General features: G+C 59.0%; 14 protein-coding genes. 9 read left to right on the top strand and 5 right to left on the bottom strand.

The annotated features are described in order from the left end of the window. The first annotated feature begins 81 nt into the window (after window positions 1-81). A complete protein-coding gene (gene clpA, locus HK26_RS01315) occupies window positions 82-2,424 on the top strand; it encodes an ATP-dependent Clp protease ATP-binding subunit ClpA (RefSeq protein ID WP_086638142.1) in 2,343 nt (780 codons plus the stop codon). 66 nt (window positions 2,425-2,490) lie between these two features. Here clpA and HK26_RS01310 read toward each other — a convergent pair whose 3' ends face one another. Further along, entirely contained in the window at window positions 2,491-2,991 is a 501-nt protein-coding gene (locus HK26_RS01310; protein WP_086638141.1) for a DUF3465 domain-containing protein, read from the bottom strand. A 259-nt stretch (window positions 2,992-3,250) separates the two neighbouring features. On the opposite strand from HK26_RS01310, the gene HK26_RS01305 reads away from it, so the two are divergent. Beyond that, the gene (locus HK26_RS01305; protein ID WP_086638140.1) at window positions 3,251-4,264 is read left to right on the top strand and encodes a cache domain-containing protein; all 1,014 of its coding nucleotides are present in this window, start codon (window positions 3,251-3,253) and stop codon (window positions 4,262-4,264) included. Between the two features lie 127 nt (window positions 4,265-4,391). Here HK26_RS01305 and HK26_RS01300 read toward each other — a convergent pair whose 3' ends face one another. Beyond that, on the bottom strand, window positions 4,392-5,288 hold the full coding sequence (locus tag HK26_RS01300) for a polyphosphate kinase 2 family protein (RefSeq protein ID WP_086638139.1): 897 nt from the start codon (window positions 5,286-5,288) through the stop codon (window positions 4,392-4,394). A gap of 109 nt (window positions 5,289-5,397) precedes the next feature. Here HK26_RS01300 and HK26_RS01295 point away from each other — a divergent pair, with 109 nt between their 5' ends. Continuing rightward, the gene (locus HK26_RS01295; RefSeq protein WP_086638138.1) at window positions 5,398-6,006 is read left to right on the top strand and encodes a YqgE/AlgH family protein; all 609 of its coding nucleotides are present in this window, start codon (window positions 5,398-5,400) and stop codon (window positions 6,004-6,006) included. A gap of 28 nt (window positions 6,007-6,034) precedes the next feature. Here HK26_RS01295 and rapZ read toward each other — a convergent pair whose 3' ends face one another. Then, window positions 6,035-7,006, bottom strand: a complete 972-nt coding sequence (gene rapZ, locus HK26_RS01290) for an RNase adapter RapZ (RefSeq protein WP_086638137.1) — start codon at window positions 7,004-7,006, stop codon at window positions 6,035-6,037. Between rapZ and HK26_RS01285 the strand changes: the two genes are divergently transcribed. Next, the gene (locus HK26_RS01285) at window positions 7,005-7,250 is read left to right on the top strand and encodes a hypothetical protein (RefSeq protein WP_143296267.1); all 246 of its coding nucleotides are present in this window, start codon (window positions 7,005-7,007) and stop codon (window positions 7,248-7,250) included. The genes rapZ and HK26_RS01285 overlap by 2 nt on opposite strands. Next, entirely contained in the window at window positions 7,250-7,648 is a 399-nt protein-coding gene (locus HK26_RS01280) for a RidA family protein (protein WP_086638135.1), read from the top strand. The genes HK26_RS01285 and HK26_RS01280 overlap by 1 nt, the downstream gene beginning before the upstream one ends. Window positions 7,649-7,671: 23 nt before the next feature. On the opposite strand, the gene HK26_RS01275 is transcribed toward HK26_RS01280, so the two are convergent. Both HK26_RS01275 and HK26_RS01270 read right to left on the bottom strand, forming a co-directional pair. Further along, the gene (locus tag HK26_RS01275; protein WP_086638134.1) at window positions 7,672-9,453 is read right to left on the bottom strand and encodes an ATP-binding protein; all 1,782 of its coding nucleotides are present in this window, start codon (window positions 9,451-9,453) and stop codon (window positions 7,672-7,674) included. A gap of 9 nt (window positions 9,454-9,462) precedes the next feature. After that, window positions 9,463-10,179: a response regulator transcription factor gene (locus HK26_RS01270; RefSeq protein WP_025826580.1), complete on the bottom strand. Its 717-nt coding sequence runs from the start codon at window positions 10,177-10,179 to the stop codon at window positions 9,463-9,465. Window positions 10,180-10,368: 189 nt separating this feature from the next. Between HK26_RS01270 and HK26_RS01265 the strand changes: the two genes are divergently transcribed. The 4 genes from HK26_RS01265 (at window position 10,369) to dapB (ending at window position 15,132) form a co-directional block, all read left to right on the top strand. Beyond that, window positions 10,369-10,950 carry a nucleotide exchange factor GrpE gene (locus tag HK26_RS01265; protein WP_086638133.1) on the top strand — a complete coding sequence of 194 codons (582 nt, stop codon included), beginning with the start codon at window positions 10,369-10,371 and terminating at the stop codon, window positions 10,948-10,950. Between the two features lie 194 nt (window positions 10,951-11,144). Then, window positions 11,145-13,055, top strand: coding sequence for a molecular chaperone DnaK (gene dnaK / locus HK26_RS01260; protein ID WP_025826584.1), 1,911 nt, complete (start codon window positions 11,145-11,147; stop codon window positions 13,053-13,055). A gap of 155 nt (window positions 13,056-13,210) precedes the next feature. Then, the gene (gene dnaJ / locus HK26_RS01255) at window positions 13,211-14,347 is read left to right on the top strand and encodes a molecular chaperone DnaJ (RefSeq protein WP_086638132.1); all 1,137 of its coding nucleotides are present in this window, start codon (window positions 13,211-13,213) and stop codon (window positions 14,345-14,347) included. A gap of 5 nt (window positions 14,348-14,352) precedes the next feature. Beyond that, window positions 14,353-15,132: a 4-hydroxy-tetrahydrodipicolinate reductase gene (gene dapB, locus HK26_RS01250; RefSeq protein WP_086638131.1), complete on the top strand. Its 780-nt coding sequence runs from the start codon at window positions 14,353-14,355 to the stop codon at window positions 15,130-15,132. Window positions 15,133-15,262 lie beyond the last annotated feature (130 nt).

Genomic DNA, 15,262 nt, shown 5'->3' with positions numbered 1-15,262 from the left:
AATATGATTGCAGGGCATGTGATCGTGGTCTCCCGTTAGTTCTGCCATGATCGGAAAGTCCTGGGAAAGGAGCGTCTCGTCATGTTGTCACGCAATCTTGAGCAGACGCTGCATCGGGCGCTTATTCTGGCCGGAGAACGGCACCATGAATATGCCACGCTAGAGCATCTGCTTCTTGCCCTGGTTGATGATTCGGACGCCGTTACGGTGTTCCGCGCCTGTGGGGTTGATCTGGACCGGTTGCGGACAGACCTGACAGGCTTTCTCGACAAGGATCTGGCAGGTCTGGCGTCCGATCGCCCGACTGAACCCAAGCCCACGGCCGCGTTCCAGCGTGTTATCCAGCGTGCGGCCATTCATGTGCAGTCCACCGGGCGGGATGAGGTGACGGGGGCCAATGTGCTGGTCGCCCTGTTTGCCGAGCGCGAAAGCCATGCCGTATATTTCCTGCAATTGCAGGATATGACGCGGCTGGATGCGGTGAACTTCCTCTCCCACGGGATTGCCAAAGCCCCCGACCGCGCTACCCGCCGCCCGGCTGCAAGCACGGGCTCGGGCACGGAAAAGGGCGAGGAACCCGAGCGTGCTGAGGCAAAAACCCAGAAAAATCAGGACGCGCTGTCCACCTACTGCGTCAATCTGAACGATAAGGCGCTGGCCGGTAAGGTTGACCCCCTGATCGGGCGGGATACCGAAATCGAACGCACGATCCAGATTCTGTGCCGCCGCACCAAAAACAACCCGCTGTATGTGGGCGACCCCGGCGTTGGCAAAACCGCCATTGCAGAAGGTCTGGCCCGCCGGATTGTGGAAGGCAGCGTGCCTGAAGTGCTGCTCAAGTCCACCATCTACTCGCTGGACATGGGCGCACTGCTGGCTGGCACCCGTTACCGTGGTGATTTTGAGGAACGCCTCAAAGCCGTGGTCACGGAGCTGGATCAGGACCCGCACGCCATCCTGTTTATTGATGAAATCCACACCGTTATCGGTGCAGGTGCCACCTCCGGTGGGGCCATGGATGCGTCCAACCTGCTCAAGCCCGCACTGGCGGCAGGCACGTTGCGCTGCATTGGCTCGACCACCTACAAGGAGTTCCGCCAGCACTTTGAAAAAGACCGTGCCCTCGTGCGGCGGTTCCAGAAAATTGACGTGCCTGAACCTAGCATTGATGATGCGGTCAAAATCCTGCGCGGCCTGAAGGGCAGCTACGAAAAGCATCACAAGGTCCGTTATACGGAAGAGGCCATTCGTGGGGCGGTCGAGTTGTCTGCGCGTTATATCCATGACCGCAAACTGCCCGACAAGGCGATTGACGTGATTGACGAGGTCGGGGCATCGCGCATGCTCCAGCCAGAAGGCCGCCGCCGCAAGACGGTGAACCTGAAGGACGTGGAAGACATTATTGCCCGCATTGCGCGCATTCCACCCAAAAGCATTTCCGCCGATGACAAGGAAGTGCTGCGGTCTTTGGAGCGCGACCTCAAGGGGATGGTGTTTGGTCAGGATCAGGCGATCGATGCACTGTCCGCCGCGATCAAACTGGCGCGTGCAGGGCTGCGTGATCCTGAAAAGCCGATTGGCAACTATCTGTTCTCCGGCCCGACCGGGGTTGGTAAAACGGAAGTGGCCCGTCAGCTTGCCAATGCGCTGGGGATCGAGCTGATCCGCTTTGACATGTCGGAATACATGGAGCGTCACTCCATTTCCCGCCTGCTTGGAGCGCCCCCGGGGTATGTCGGGTTTGATCAGGGTGGGTTGCTGACCGATTCCATTGACCAGCATCCGCATGCCGTGCTGTTGCTGGACGAGATCGAAAAAGCACACCCTGACCTGTATAATGTTCTGCTTCAGGTCATGGATAATGGCCGCCTGACGGACCATAACGGTAAGGTTGTGGACTTCAGGAATGTTATCCTGATTATGACCACCAACGCTGGTGCGTCCGACATGAGCAAGGAGGCCGTGGGCTTTGGCCGCAAAGTGCGCGAAGGCGAGGATGAGGAGGCAATCAAACGCCTGTTCACCCCCGAGTTCCGCAACCGGCTGGATGCGGTAATTCCCTTTGCCCATCTGACGCAGGAAATTGTCGGGCAGGTTGTAGAGAAATTTGTTCTACAGCTTGAGGCACAGCTTGCTGACCGGCATGTCACAATCGAGCTGTCTTCGGCAGCAAAAGAGTGGCTGGCCGAAAAGGGGTATGATCGTCTGTATGGTGCGCGCCCACTGGGTCGGGTTATTCAGGAGTCCATCAAAAAACCTCTGGCCGAGGAGCTGCTGTTCGGGCGGCTGACCAAAGGTGGGGCTGTGAAAATCGGCCTTAAAAATGGTGAGCTGTCGTTTGATATCGTACAAAGCGATGGCAATGCTACGGTCCCCGGTGAGGATGAGCGTGGCAGCGAAAAGGAAGAGGAAGCCGCAGACTAGGTCTGTCGGTAAAACCTGCAAAACACCCGGTGGCTGGCCAGTTTTTTCTGGCCAGCCATTTTTGGTTCAGTCGTACTGGGTGTTGTTGACGCGCACATAACCCGGAATCCCCCATGAGCGGCCGGTACCACGGTGCGTCCAGTCCACCCCCTGCTGGCGGGGTGAGTCATAATAATAGCGGCCTACCACCTCCACATGGTCCCCTTTGGCAACCCACGGCCATGCGGGCGTGTGCATTTCATCCAGATTGGTCACAATACGGATGGAAATATTGGGGGCGACTGTCATGTAAAAATAACCATGTCGCCCGCTGCGGGTTACTTTGGCTGCTGGTGATACAGCAACCACAGTGCCGCAAATATGCACGGCAGCGTCTGCTTTTGGGCCACCTTTTTCAAACGTCTGCTGTTTGTTCAGAAAATCCTGATTATCGCATGTGGCCGATACGGTTTGGGGCTGTTCTGCCTGAGCGTGTCTGTGGCGTGCCTGAGCAGACTGGCCAAGGCCAGACAGACCCAGCCCCGCACATAAAGCCCACAGGGCCATACGGTTTTTAAAACAGGTCATGACAATCCTTGTTGCTGAATGGAGTGTGTGTCTGAGTGTGTGTCTGAGTGTGTGTCTGAGTGTGTTCATGACGGGGCGGTCACGGCCTGTCAAATGCGCGTGAGTATGGTGGAACAGGCCAGATGGCGGGAGTTTACAGGTCAGAATAATTTAGGCAGAACAGGGGGATAGGGCATATTCTGCCTGAATGTGGGTGAGAATGGTCGTGTCCCTTCCCACATCAAATTGTTCCGTTTTCGAATTGAAAGACACATCCCGCATGCAAGACGATATTCTCAAACTTGCTTATGAAGTTTCTCAAATGACGCGGGAAAAAATTCATCTGATCGCTTCGGTCATGAACGAAGCCAAATTTCTTGCCATCAACACCCGTATAGAGGCCGCCCGTGTGGGGCAGGCCGGAGCGGCCTTTGGCCTTCTGGCTGATGAAATGGGGCGTATTTCCACCCGCATTGTTGGCATCGCCGCCGAACTGCGCACCGCTACTGACAGCAGCACGGACCGTTTGCTAAAAGCGGGGAATGACCTGCTCGTGCGTGGCCGGGGGGAGCGCCTGACTGATTTGGCCCTGAACGTTGTCGATCTGATTGACCGCAACCTGTACGAGCGTTCGTGTGATGTGCGGTGGTGGGCTACAGACAGTGCCATGGTGCAGGCGCTGGAGAGCCGTACCCCTCAGGCGTACCAGTATGCAGCGGACCGTCTGGCTACAATTTTAAAATCCTACACAGTATATCTGGACCTTTTTGTGGTGGACCCCAGTGGCAAGGTGGTGGCGTGCGGTCGCCCACAAACGCACCGCTCCCTGCTTGGGTATGATATGTCGGGCGAAGCATGGTTTGTGCGCGCCATGCGCACGCAAAGTGGCGAGGACTACGCGGTGGCCGATGTAAACCGTGTGCCAGCGCTCAATAATGAACAGGCTGCCATTTACAGCACCGCCATCCGCGCAGGGGGGGAAGCACGCGGGCAGGTGCTGGGTGTGCTGGGCATAGCATTTGACTGGGCGCCACAGGCAGAGGCCATTGTACATGGCGTGCGTCTGTCCGATGTAGAACGGGGCCAGACGCGGGTTATGCTGGTGGATGCGCACAAGCGTATTATTGCATCGTCCACTGGCAGTGGTGTGTCGGGCGAGTATTGCAAGTTCACCCCGCAGGAGGAGCGGGGTTATTATGTGAGTGGCGACAAGCTGATTGCTTATGCCCATACCCCCGGTTACGAAACCTATAAGGGCCTTGGCTGGTACGGGGTGCTGGAAAGTACCCTGTAAATACGCAGTGCGCGCCTGCGGGGAGAGGGGAGACCTCTACCGTGCGCGGGCGTGGCAGGCTGGTGCGCATCTGTGGCGCAGCGGCCTGCCGGTGACTATGGCCGCAATGTTGCCGGGGGCGTGCTGTTCAGGGTTTTTCCTGTAGCAGGCGTGTGCGGTAATCATCGAGCTGGTGCATGACGTCAGGGTCGGGCTTGGGGGTGACCTGCCGCAAATTGTGCAATGCCCGAATGATGGTGCCAATCACCACAAGGCGTGCGTACCATTTGTGGTTGGCTGGCACGATGATCCACGGCGCATGTGGGCGGGCGGTCTGGGCAATGGCATCCTGGTAGGCGGTTGCGTAGTCATCCCAGTATTCGCGCTCATGCAGGTCGGAGGGGGAGAATTTCCAGCGCTTTTCGGGAATATCCAGCCGGGCCAGCAGGCGCTCACGCTGCTCCTCGCGTGAGATGTTGAGGAAGAATTTCAGAACAATGGTGCCCTGTCTGCTCAGGTAGTGCTCAAGGTGGCGGATGTCGCTATAGCGCCCCTGCCAGAATTCAGGCGTGTCGAGCGCTCCGGGCAGGTGCCCGTTTTTAAGCAGTTCGGGGTGTACGCGGCTGACCAGTACATCCTCATACTGGCTGCGATTGAAAATAACGATACGCCCTGCCTGCGGGGCCGCGGCATGGATGCGCCATAAAAAACCATGCAGCAGGTCGGTGGGACCCGGCTGTTTGAAGGAGGTAACCGCAACTCCCTGCGGGTTTACCCCGGACATGACATGCTTGATCGTGCCATCCTTGCCCGCAGCATCCATGCCTTGCAGAATAATCAGGAGCGAGTGGTTCTGGTTGGCGTACAGCAGTTCCTGAAGATCCTGTAACAGGCCTTTGACCTGCCGGAGCAGTTTTTTCCCCGTGTCCTTGTCCAGCCCCAGATGTCCATCATCATCGGGGTTGTGGTCGGCAAGGTGGAACTGGCTGCCATCCGTAACCTTGTAGCTGTCCAGTGCGTTAAGAAAGCGGGAGAGGGTGTTCATGCACAGGTGCCCTGACAATTGATCCGTATATGGCGGATGGATAGAATTACAGACAACAGATGCGCTGGCAATCTTGCCAAAAAAGGAAGTGTTTCTCATATCTTCAGGGATGGCATTTGCAAACACTCCCCAACCCGACCCCGCTGTGATGGATAACGGCCTTTCCCTTGCAGGTATGCTGCTGGTGGCAACGCCCATGCTGGGGGGTACCCTGTTTGGGGAATCCCTTATTTACATGTGCAGTCACACACCCGATGGCGGGGCAATGGGGCTTGTTATTAACAAACGCCTCCCACGCCCTGATTTTGATGACCTGCTTGAGCAATTGCAGATCGCGCCCATACCCCCCGTGCGCAGGATTGGCCTTTGCGCAGGGGGGCCGGTGGAGGAGGGGCACGGTCTTGTGCTGCATTCTGCGGAGTGGAGCGGGCAGGACAGTCTGCGCGTGACGGATAACGTGGCGCTGACATCCAGCATGGATGTGCTGCAAGATATTGCGCGTGGAAGCGGCCCGCGTGATGCCCTGCTGGCCATGGGGCACGCGGGCTGGTCTGCCGGGCAGCTGGAGCAGGAAATTCTGCATCACGATGCATGGCTGGTCGTGCCTGCTACGCGGGAACTGATTTTTGGCATGGACCATACCGTAAAATGGCGGCGCGCTCTGGCCTCCATTAACATTGATCCGGCACGGCTGAGCAGGCAGGCAGGCCACGCCTGAACGGGCATGGCCGCAGCGTAATCCGGGGTCAGTAAGGATCGGGGTGTGGGGTTTCGGTCGGCTTTCTGGCCCATCGCCACGCACTTATGCCCTGACGTGCCAGCTCGCGGTGCATGATCATGATCGGCCATTGGCCAGACCCCTGATAATGACCCATGCCATCAGGGGCAGACAGGCGTTTGGCCAGAGCCTCCACCACCGTAACGGAGCGGTGTCTGCCGCCGGAGCAGCCAATGGCAATGGTGGCGTATTTTTTGCCTTCCTGCACAAAGCGCGGCAGCACAAGCTGTAGCATGGCGTGGATCTGCTCCAGAAAGGGCAGGTAGTCCGGGTCGTGTGTTACGTAGGTTGCCACATCCTCGTCCAGCCCGGTTTTGGGGGCGAGTTCGGGTATGTAGTGCGGGTTGCGCAGGAAGCGCGCGTCAAACACAATATCCGCCTCACGCGGTAGACCCGCAGGGTAGGCGAAGGACATGAGTGTGACGGTCAACCCCTCGCTCGGCCCACCCACCCATGGGCTGAACCGGCTTTCCACAAACTGCCGTAGGTCCGGTGGGGGCATGTCTGTTGTATCAATGACCAGATCGGCGGCCGCACGTAGGGGGGCCGTCAGGGCCACTTCGGCTTCTATGCCTTCTTTTACGCTGCTGTGGGGGGCTAGGGGGTGCCGCCGCCGGGTGGCTGTGTAGCGGCGCAGGAGCACGCTTTCATCCGCTGTGGCGTAAATCAGCTCCACGCGCAGGTGCGGGTTGACCCGCAGGCGGGCCAGTGCGGCCAGCACGGCGGAAGCATCAAACCCACGGGTGCGGGAATCGACGCCAATGGCAACGGGGCGCTCCGCACGAGCGACAATATCATCCAGCATGCCCAGCGGTGGATTATCGATGACCTCATGGTCAAGGTCTTCCAGAATCCGCAGGATGGAAGATTTGCCCGCTCCGGACAGACCAGACACCAGCAGAATGCGGCGCGGAACCGACGTGTCATCCGCCATGGGCATGGACGGCTCTTCCTTTTTACTGTCCGATAAGGTGCACACCCGTAATGAGCCGGTCATGGCAAATGGCGTGCAATTCGGTTGCGGCGAGAGTTTAAAGCAGTTTTACGCTGGAAGAGAAGGCATTCTGCTCAGACCTGCTATACCAGATATTAACGAATGGCTCCCGCAGGCCTGTGGCCGGGCATTTGTTACGAAAGGGAAAATTGCGGTTGCCGCCAAGCTGCCTTACAGCATCGTCCTGTGATGAAAGATAAAACTCTGACACGGACCCCACGCTCCGTCGCCAGTCGTCCGCGCGTTGTGCAAACGGCGGAAGGTCTTGTGCTTGCAGGGCTGCAAGCGTCCCGCTCTTCCGGCATGGATATGGCCGATCAGTGCAGGGCAGCCTTTGAGGAGGCTGTTCTCTTGCTCAAAGAGCAGAATCTGGCATTGCGCGATGTCAGCCGCATTGTCTGCCATATTGCAGACGCGGATGAGTTTCCCGCCAGTTTTCCTGTGTTCCGCCAGTTTTTTCCGTCCACATCGCCGGGTATGACCATGATGTGGCTCAAGGACGCCCCATCGACTGCGCCAAAAGTCGTGTTTGATCTGGTGATCTGCCTGCCAGAGGAAGAAGACCCCGCAAGCACTGCCGGGTTCTGAGCGCGCTGCACACCCCCGCAGTGTCAGCGCGGGGGCAGGCTGGGCACACGGGGCAGTTCGATGATGAACTGGGCACCACGGATGTGCCCCTTGTGGTCATGCAGGTTTTCCACAGCAATGCTGCCGTGCAGGGCTTCTATGATCTGGCGGCTGATGGACAGGCCAAGGCCGGAGTGCTGGCCAAAGTTCTCGTTTTTGGGGCGTTCTGAATAAAAACGGTCAAAAATGGAATCCAGCTTGGCCTGCGGAATACCCGGCCCTTCGTCCGAGACGGCAATGCGCACCATTTTGCCATTGGCTGCGGCATGGAGGATGATCTGCCCATCGGGGGGAGAGAACGATATGGCGTTGCCGATCAGGTTGCGCAGGACCTGTACCAGCCTGTCCTCTACGGCCAGTGCGCTCAACGGGTGTTCGGGCGAATCGTTTTGCACATCGGTGACAATAATCGGCTGGCCTTCCTGCCGCGTAGCCTGATGAATTTCTGCCAGAACAGACAGAAGCGGGCCAATGGCGACCGGTTTTGCCTTGGCGCGCGACATTTCCGCATCCAGTCGGCTGGCGTCGGAAATATCGGTAATCAGCCGGTCCAGCCTGCGGACATCATCGTTAATAATGGTCAGCAGGCGGCGCTGCTGGTTCAGGTCTTCAATCCGCAGCAGGGTTTCAATGGCCGAACGGATGGAGGTGAGCGGGTTTTTAATCTCATGGCTCACATCGGCGGCAAAGCGCTCAATGGCGTCCATGCGCTTCCACAAAGCCTGCGCGCTGGCCTGTAGTGCGCGGGCGACATCACCAATCTCGTCCCGTCGGGCCAGCAGGCGGGCGGGAACTGTACCGGTGCGCCCTGTTGTATCGCGCATGACCTGTGCGGAGGCCGCAAGGCGCAGCAGAGGCCGTGCAATGGTGAGCGAGAGGTACCATGAGAGCAGGACCGTCAGCACCAGTGCCAGAAAGAAAAGAGAGAGAATGGTCGAGCGGATGGCAAACAGCGAGCGGTCCACCTGCGACGCCACGCGGGTAAGCTGGATGACGCCCACCGTCCAGCCGTCACGCATGACCGGCTCGGCAACGGTGATGATCAGCCTGCCCCGCGCAGTGCGGCGGATGTAGGGAGGGGCTTCTGGCGGGGGATGGTCCGCGCTGCCGGGGGCCTGTGGGTGGGCCGGGCGGGCGGGGATATCTTCCTCATCGGTGTTGAGGGTCACAATACCGGGGTTATGGCCCGACCAGAGCCACGTGAGGAATCGCTCGTAAATGCCGGGCTGGAACGCGGGGGGGAACGGAATGGTATGGGAGTGGAAGTGATGTGGCTCCGGTGGTGTGTCCTGCGTGTCGGCCACATCAATCAGATTATCGGCCACCAGCCGTCCGTCCGGGCCAAACAGGCGGGCATGGGCGTTGGGGCTGGGTTCGGTCAGGCGCTGGAGCAGGGGGCGGGCCAGGCTGGCTTCCAGCTCGTAGCCGCGGTCCTGTAGCAGTGTGGCGTGGGGGTGGGCGGCCCGCACCGCACTTTGCCCCAGTGCTCCGGCGTAAATACGGGCCTGTTCACGCAGGGCTGTAACCTCTGTTGCCAGCAGGCTGTTGCGGAACTGGTTGAGGAACAGGACCGTCAGCCCCAGCAGGGCCAGCGGCAGAATATTGACCAGCAGCACACGGCGCATAAGGGGGGAGATCAGCCGCGTGCGCGACGCCTGATAGGCGGCTGTGGCCTCCACCCCGCCATTGTGCGGGCGTTGGCCGGGTATGCGCAGGCTGCGGGCCTGCGCGAACAGATGCGCCAGCAGGGGGGGGCGGTCGGTCATGCCCTTGGGTCAGTCTTCCTTGTAGCGGTAGCCAATGCCGTACAGGGTTTCAATCTGGTTGAAGTCATCATCCACCTGACGGAATTTTTTGCGGACCCGCTTGATGTGGCTGTCAATGGTCCGGTCATCCACGTACACCGTGTCCCCGTAGGCGGCGTCAATCAGTTGGTCGCGGGATTTGACCAGACCGGGCCGCTGCGCAAGCGTTTTGACCAGCAGGAACTCGGTTACGGTCAGGGGGACATCCTCCCCTTTCCATGTGCATTTGTGGCGCAGTTCATCAAGGGAGAGGTTGCCCCGTGTGAGCGCTCCGCCACCGGCGGGCGCGCCACTGGCTTCCGCCCGGCTGACCTCGTTCCGGCGCAGCAGGGCGCGGATGCGCTCCAGTAGCAGGCGCTGGGAGAACGGCTTGGTAATATAGTCATCCGCCCCGAGCCGCAGGCCCATGAGTTGGTCGACCTCCTCGTTCTTGGAGGACAGGAAGATGACAGGCAGGTTGGAGCGGGTGCGCAGGCGCTGCAAAAGTTCCATACCGTCCATGCGGGGCATTTTAATGTCCAGTATGGCCAGATCGACCGGGTAGGCCGTCAGGCCCTGCAACGCCGACTCGCCATCCGTATAGGTACGGACGTTAAAACCCTCAGCTTCCAGGGTCATCTGAACCGATGTCAGAATATTGCGATCATCATCAACCAGCGCAATTGTCTGCTTGGTGCGCTCTGTCATCGTTTGTGTGTTCCTTCCCTTGCCATCCGCGCAAGCTGCCTAACTTAGGCGCCGCAGCCGATCCATGCCAAGGGGGGAATGGCAAGAGACACGCTTTTTTCAGCCCAAGGGCGGTCGTGGGCAAAATCCTGCCCTGCAGGGGGCCAACGGGTCTTGTCGGCGCGTGCGGTGTTCCCTACTTCTTGCTACATGACCCAAGATACAGAACCCACACAGGTCGAGACCCCGGTAGAACCGGCTCCGGCCGAACAGGCTGCCCCCCAGCATGAGGGTGCCGCCGAGAGCACTGCCGATGCGCGTGTACAGGACCTTGAACGCACCGTAACGGAGTTCAAGGAAAAATGGCTGCGCGCGGAAGCGGAAAACCAGAACCTGATGGCCCGCGCCAAGCGCGATGTGGACGATGCCCGCCAGTATGCGGTGCAGAAGTTTGCGCGCGATGTGGTGGAAGCGGCAGAAAATCTGCGTCGCGCACTCGACAGCCTGCCCGCCCCGACGGAGGGTGAGGATACAGTCGTCACCAAAATGCGCGAGGGGATTGAGAGCACCGAGCGCTCCTTCCTGTCCATTCTGGAACGGCATGGCATCAAGAGCGATAACCCTGCGGGCAAGGCGTTTGACGCCAACCTGCATCAGGCCATGGCCGAGCAGCCGAGTGCGGAGCACGCGCCCGGCACGGTCATGCAGGCATGGACACCCACATGGACGTTGCATGGCCGCCTGCTCAAGCCCGCCATGGTGGTTGTGGCCAAGGGTGCCAGCGCGCAGTAACGCTGCGGGGCGGGAGGGGATAAAAAACCTTTCCGCCGTGTGGTTTTTCCTTCTTGAAAAAGGGAAAACCACACCATACATCTGAGTTGTCATTGTGGTTGCGGCCCGGTTTTGTTCGGGCACACCCGGTTACGATAAAAAAGGGCTTTATCTGATGCTTCGGGTCGGATGAAGTCGCTACAAGGAGCACGAAATTGAGCAAAGTCATTGGTATCGACCTCGGCACCACCAACTCCTGCGTGGCCGTGCGCGAAGGTAACGAAACAAAAGTCATCGAAAACAGCGAAGGCGCACGCACAACGCCGTCCATGGTCGCTTTCACCGAAGGGGGTGAAATGCTGGTCGGGCAGGCTGCAAAGCGTCAGGCTGTTACCAACCCCACCAACACCCTTTATGCCGTAAAGCGCCTGATTGGCCGCCGTTTTGACGATGCAACCGTCCAGAAGGACAAGGGCATGGTGCCCTACAGCATTGTCAAAGGCGACAATGGCGATGCATGGGTCGAGGCACGCGGCACAAACTACGCCCCCTCCCAGATTTCCGCCTTCATTCTGGGTAAGATGAAGGAAACTGCGGAATCCTACCTTGGCGAAAAAGTCACGCAGGCCGTTATTACGGTTCCCGCGTACTTTAACGATGCCCAGCGTCAGGCAACCAAGGATGCAGGCCGCATTGCCGGTCTGGAAGTGCTGCGTATCATCAACGAACCCACCGCAGCGGCTCTGGCTTACGGGCTGGAAAAAAAGAGCGGCGGCACCGTGGCCGTGTATGACCTTGGTGGTGGTACGTTTGACGTATCCGTGCTGGAAATTTCTGACGGCGTGATCGAAGTAAAATCCACCAACGGGGACACCTTCCTCGGCGGGGAAGACTTTGATAACCGGATCATCGCGTTTCTGGCTGACGAGTTCAAACGCGAGCAGGGCATTGACCTGCGCTCCGACAAGCTGGCTCTGCAGCGCCTGAAGGAAGCCGCAGAAAAAGCCAAGATCGAGCTGTCCTCCTCCAAGGAAACCGAAATCAACCTGCCGTTCATCACGGCGGATGCCTCCGGTCCCAAGCACCTTGTGGTCAAGCTGAGCCGCGCCAAGCTGGAAAGCCTTGTGGATGACCTGATCAGCCGCACGCTTGAACCCTGCAAAGCCGCGCTGAAGGATGCTGGCCTGTCCGCTTCGGGGATTGATGAAGTCATTCTGGTCGGCGGTATGACCCGCATGCCCAAGGTGATTGAAACGGTTAAAGAATTCTTTGGTAAAGACCCTGCCCGCAACGTGAACCCGGATGAAGTGGTTGCCATTGGTGCCGCCATTCAGGGGGCTGTGCTCAAGGGTGATGTCAAAGACGTTCTGCTGCTTGACGTAACCCCCCTGTCTTTGGGGATTGAAACCCTCGGTGGCGTGTTCACTCGCCTGATTGACCGTAACACCACCATTCCGACCAAGAAGAGCCAGGTGTTCTCCACGGCGGAAGACAATCAGGGCGCTGTGACCATTAAGGTCTATCAGGGCGAGCGCGAAATGGCGGCGGACAACAAGCTGCTTGGTAACTTCGACCTGACCGGTATTCCCGCAGCACCGCGTGGCGTGCCCCAGATTGAAGTGACCTTTGATATTGACGCAAACGGCATTGTGTCCGTTTCCGCCAAGGATAAGGCGACTGGCAAGGAACAGCAGATCAAGATCCAGGCATCTGGTGGTCTGTCGGACAATGACATCGAAAAGATGGTCAAGGACGCCGAAGCCAACGCAGCAGCCGATAAGGCCAAGCGTGAGCAGGTGGAAGCCCGCAACAGTGCGGAATCCCTTGTGCATCAGGTCGAAAAGTCTCTGGCTGACGTTGGTGACAAGGTGCCTGCGGCTGACAAGTCCGAAGCTGAAAGCGCCATTGCCGCCGTTAAGTCCGCTCTGGAAGGTACGGATGTGGACGCGCTCAAGAGCGCAACCGAACGTCTGACGCAGGCCGCCATGAAGGTGGGTGAAGCCGCCTACAAGGCTGGTCAGGAAGCTGAGGGCGCAGAAGCCGGTGCCGCTGCTGGTGCCAAGGCTGATGAAAAAGACATCGTTGACGCCGACTTTGAAGACGTGAACGAAAACAAAAAGTCCTGATCGGACGTATGCAGCCTATGGGGCCATGTGACATGCATGGCCTCAATGCATTTTTTATGCGGCGTCCGTGCTTTTTATAAGGCGGACGCCTTTTTACGTTTTACATTCTGGACAGATGCTGTGCTCATGCAAGAGGCAGCCCCAAGAGGACTTTCATGGCTACTAAGCTTGATTACTACGAAATTCTTGAGGTAACCCGCACGGCCTCTGGCGAGGAAATTAAAAAAGCCTATCGCAAGCTGGCCATGAAGTTCCATCCCGACCGTAATCCGGGGGATGATGCGGCTGAGGCCAAGTTCAAGGAAATCAATCAGGCTTACGATGTGCTCAAGGATGAGCAGAAGCGCGCCGCCTACGACCGCTTTGGCCATGCTGCGTTTGAAGGGGGTGGCCCGGGGCCGGGCGGGTTTGACTTTAACGGGTTTGGTGGCGGTGGTCTGGGCGATATTTTCGAACAGATGTTTGGAGATATGATGGGTCGCCGTGGTGGGCAGGCCCGCAGTGGCAATGATATTCAGACCCATGTCGAAATTACGCTCGAAGAAGCGTTTGCAGGCGTGGAAAAAGATGTGCGGGTCATCACCCGTGTGGCGTGTGATACCTGCCACGGCACAGGCTCCAACAGTGGTGCCGCAGGGGTGGAAACCTGCCCAAGCTGCCATGGTGCAGGCAAGGTGCGCGCGCAGCAGGGCTTTTTTGTGGTGGAACGGGCCTGCCCGACCTGCCATGGCGCTGGCCGGGTGGTCAAGGACCCCTGCAAGGCCTGCCGTGGGGAAGGGACCGTGGAGCAGGAACGCACCATTAAGGTGCAGATCCCCGCAGGGGTGGAGGATGGCACACGCATCCGCCTGACTGGCGAGGGCGAGGCCGGTGGCAATGGCGTGCCAGCGGGCGACCTGTATGTGCATGTCTCTGTTTCCGAGCACTCCATTTTCCAGCGTGATGGGGCCAATGTGTATTGCCGCGTACCCCTGCGCATGGCGCAGGCTGCTCTGGGTACGGAAATAGAAGTGCCCGTGATTGATGGTGGGCGCACCAGTGTTAAAATTCCGGCCGGAACACAGACCGGCGCGCATTTCCGCCTGCGGGGCAAGGGGTTCTCGGTCCTGCGTTCGAGTGCGCGGGGGGATATGTATATTCAGGTCACAGTGGAAACGCCGCAGGTGCTGACCAAGCGCCAGCGCGAACTGCTGGAAGAATTTGAGAAAGAAGCGGGGGAGGATGTCAAGCACAGCCCCGAACACACGGGGTTCTTCCGTCGTGTGCGTGATTTCTTTGAGGGATCGGAATAAGACAGATGCGTATTGGCATTGCAGGGATTACAGGCCGCGTAGGACAACTGCTGATTGAAGAGGTGCGGGCGGCAGGCGCCACTGTTGCAGGGGGCACCACGCGCGCGCCAGAACAGGCCACAGGGCTGGCAGCCGAGGTTCCACTATTTACCAGCATGTCTGCTCTGGCGGAAAAATGCGACGTGGTGATCGACTTCACCCATGCGGATACAGTCGTTTCCAGCGCCAGGGCTCTGGTTGGTACCGGCGTTGCGTGGGTGCTGGGCACAACGGGCCTGTCGGCGGCGCAACTGGGGGCGCTGCAAGAGGCATCTGGTGATATGACCGTGGTGCACGCGGCCAATTTTTCGCCCGGTGTTACGCTGGTGCAGCGCCTTGCCCGGATGATGGGGCAGGCTCTCCCCGCAGAAACCTATGATGCAGAAATTGTGGAGATGCACCACAGACAGAAGGTGGATGCCCCATCCGGCACGGCGCTGGCCATTGGTCAGGCGGTAGCTCTTGGCCGTGGCGTGGCGCTGGAAGACGTGCGTGAAAGTGGGCGTGATGGCCTGACCGGCCCCCGCCAGACGGGCGCCATTGGCTTTGCCGCCCTGCGTGGTGGGCAGATTGTGGGCGAACATGACGTTCTTTTCACATCTGCGGATGAGCAGATCACCCTGTCGCACCGTTCGTTCAACCGCCGCATCTACGCAACAGGTGCGGTGCGGGCGGCATTGTGGACAAAAGGGCGGGAAGCCGGCCTTTACAACATGGAAGATGTGCTGGGTCTGCCGCCGCTGTAAGCATGTGCCTGTCTGTTCAGCGCATGCCCCGCGTTTGGCGCAGGGCTGAAAACAGGGGCTTGTTTTTTGTGGCGGGGCCGTATGGCTCTTGACCATTACAGTCTATAACGCCATACGGTCCCGTCCCCTT

Source organism: Acetobacter okinawensis (genome assembly GCF_002153655.1).
GTDB lineage: Bacteria > Pseudomonadota > Alphaproteobacteria > Acetobacterales > Acetobacteraceae > Acetobacter > Acetobacter okinawensis_A.
This window is presented reverse-complemented; position numbering and strand designations above follow the sequence as displayed.

Excerpts from the sequence above, each read along its gene's own strand:
- dnaJ (WP_086638132.1), top strand. The coding sequence starts at position 13,211 with ATGGCTACTAAGCTTGATTACTACGAAATTCTTGAGGTAACCCGCACG.
- rapZ (WP_086638137.1), bottom strand. The coding sequence starts at position 7,006 with ATGCCCATGGCGGATGACACGTCGGTTCCGCGCCGCATTCTGCTGGTG.
- dapB (WP_086638131.1), top strand. The coding sequence starts at position 14,353 with ATGCGTATTGGCATTGCAGGGATTACAGGCCGCGTAGGACAACTGCTG.
- HK26_RS01300 (WP_086638139.1), bottom strand. The coding sequence starts at position 5,288 with ATGAACACCCTCTCCCGCTTTCTTAACGCACTGGACAGCTACAAGGTT.
- HK26_RS01265 (WP_086638133.1), top strand. The coding sequence starts at position 10,369 with ATGACCCAAGATACAGAACCCACACAGGTCGAGACCCCGGTAGAACCG.
- HK26_RS01285 (WP_143296267.1), top strand. The coding sequence starts at position 7,005 with ATGGACGGCTCTTCCTTTTTACTGTCCGATAAGGTGCACACCCGTAAT.
- clpA (WP_086638142.1), top strand. The coding sequence starts at position 82 with ATGTTGTCACGCAATCTTGAGCAGACGCTGCATCGGGCGCTTATTCTG.
- HK26_RS01295 (WP_086638138.1), top strand. The coding sequence starts at position 5,398 with ATGGCATTTGCAAACACTCCCCAACCCGACCCCGCTGTGATGGATAAC.
- HK26_RS01280 (WP_086638135.1), top strand. The coding sequence starts at position 7,250 with ATGAAAGATAAAACTCTGACACGGACCCCACGCTCCGTCGCCAGTCGT.
- HK26_RS01305 (WP_086638140.1), top strand. The coding sequence starts at position 3,251 with ATGCAAGACGATATTCTCAAACTTGCTTATGAAGTTTCTCAAATGACG.
- HK26_RS01275 (WP_086638134.1), bottom strand. The coding sequence starts at position 9,453 with ATGACCGACCGCCCCCCCCTGCTGGCGCATCTGTTCGCGCAGGCCCGC.
- HK26_RS01310 (WP_086638141.1), bottom strand. The coding sequence starts at position 2,991 with ATGACCTGTTTTAAAAACCGTATGGCCCTGTGGGCTTTATGTGCGGGG.
- HK26_RS01270 (WP_025826580.1), bottom strand. The coding sequence starts at position 10,179 with ATGACAGAGCGCACCAAGCAGACAATTGCGCTGGTTGATGATGATCGC.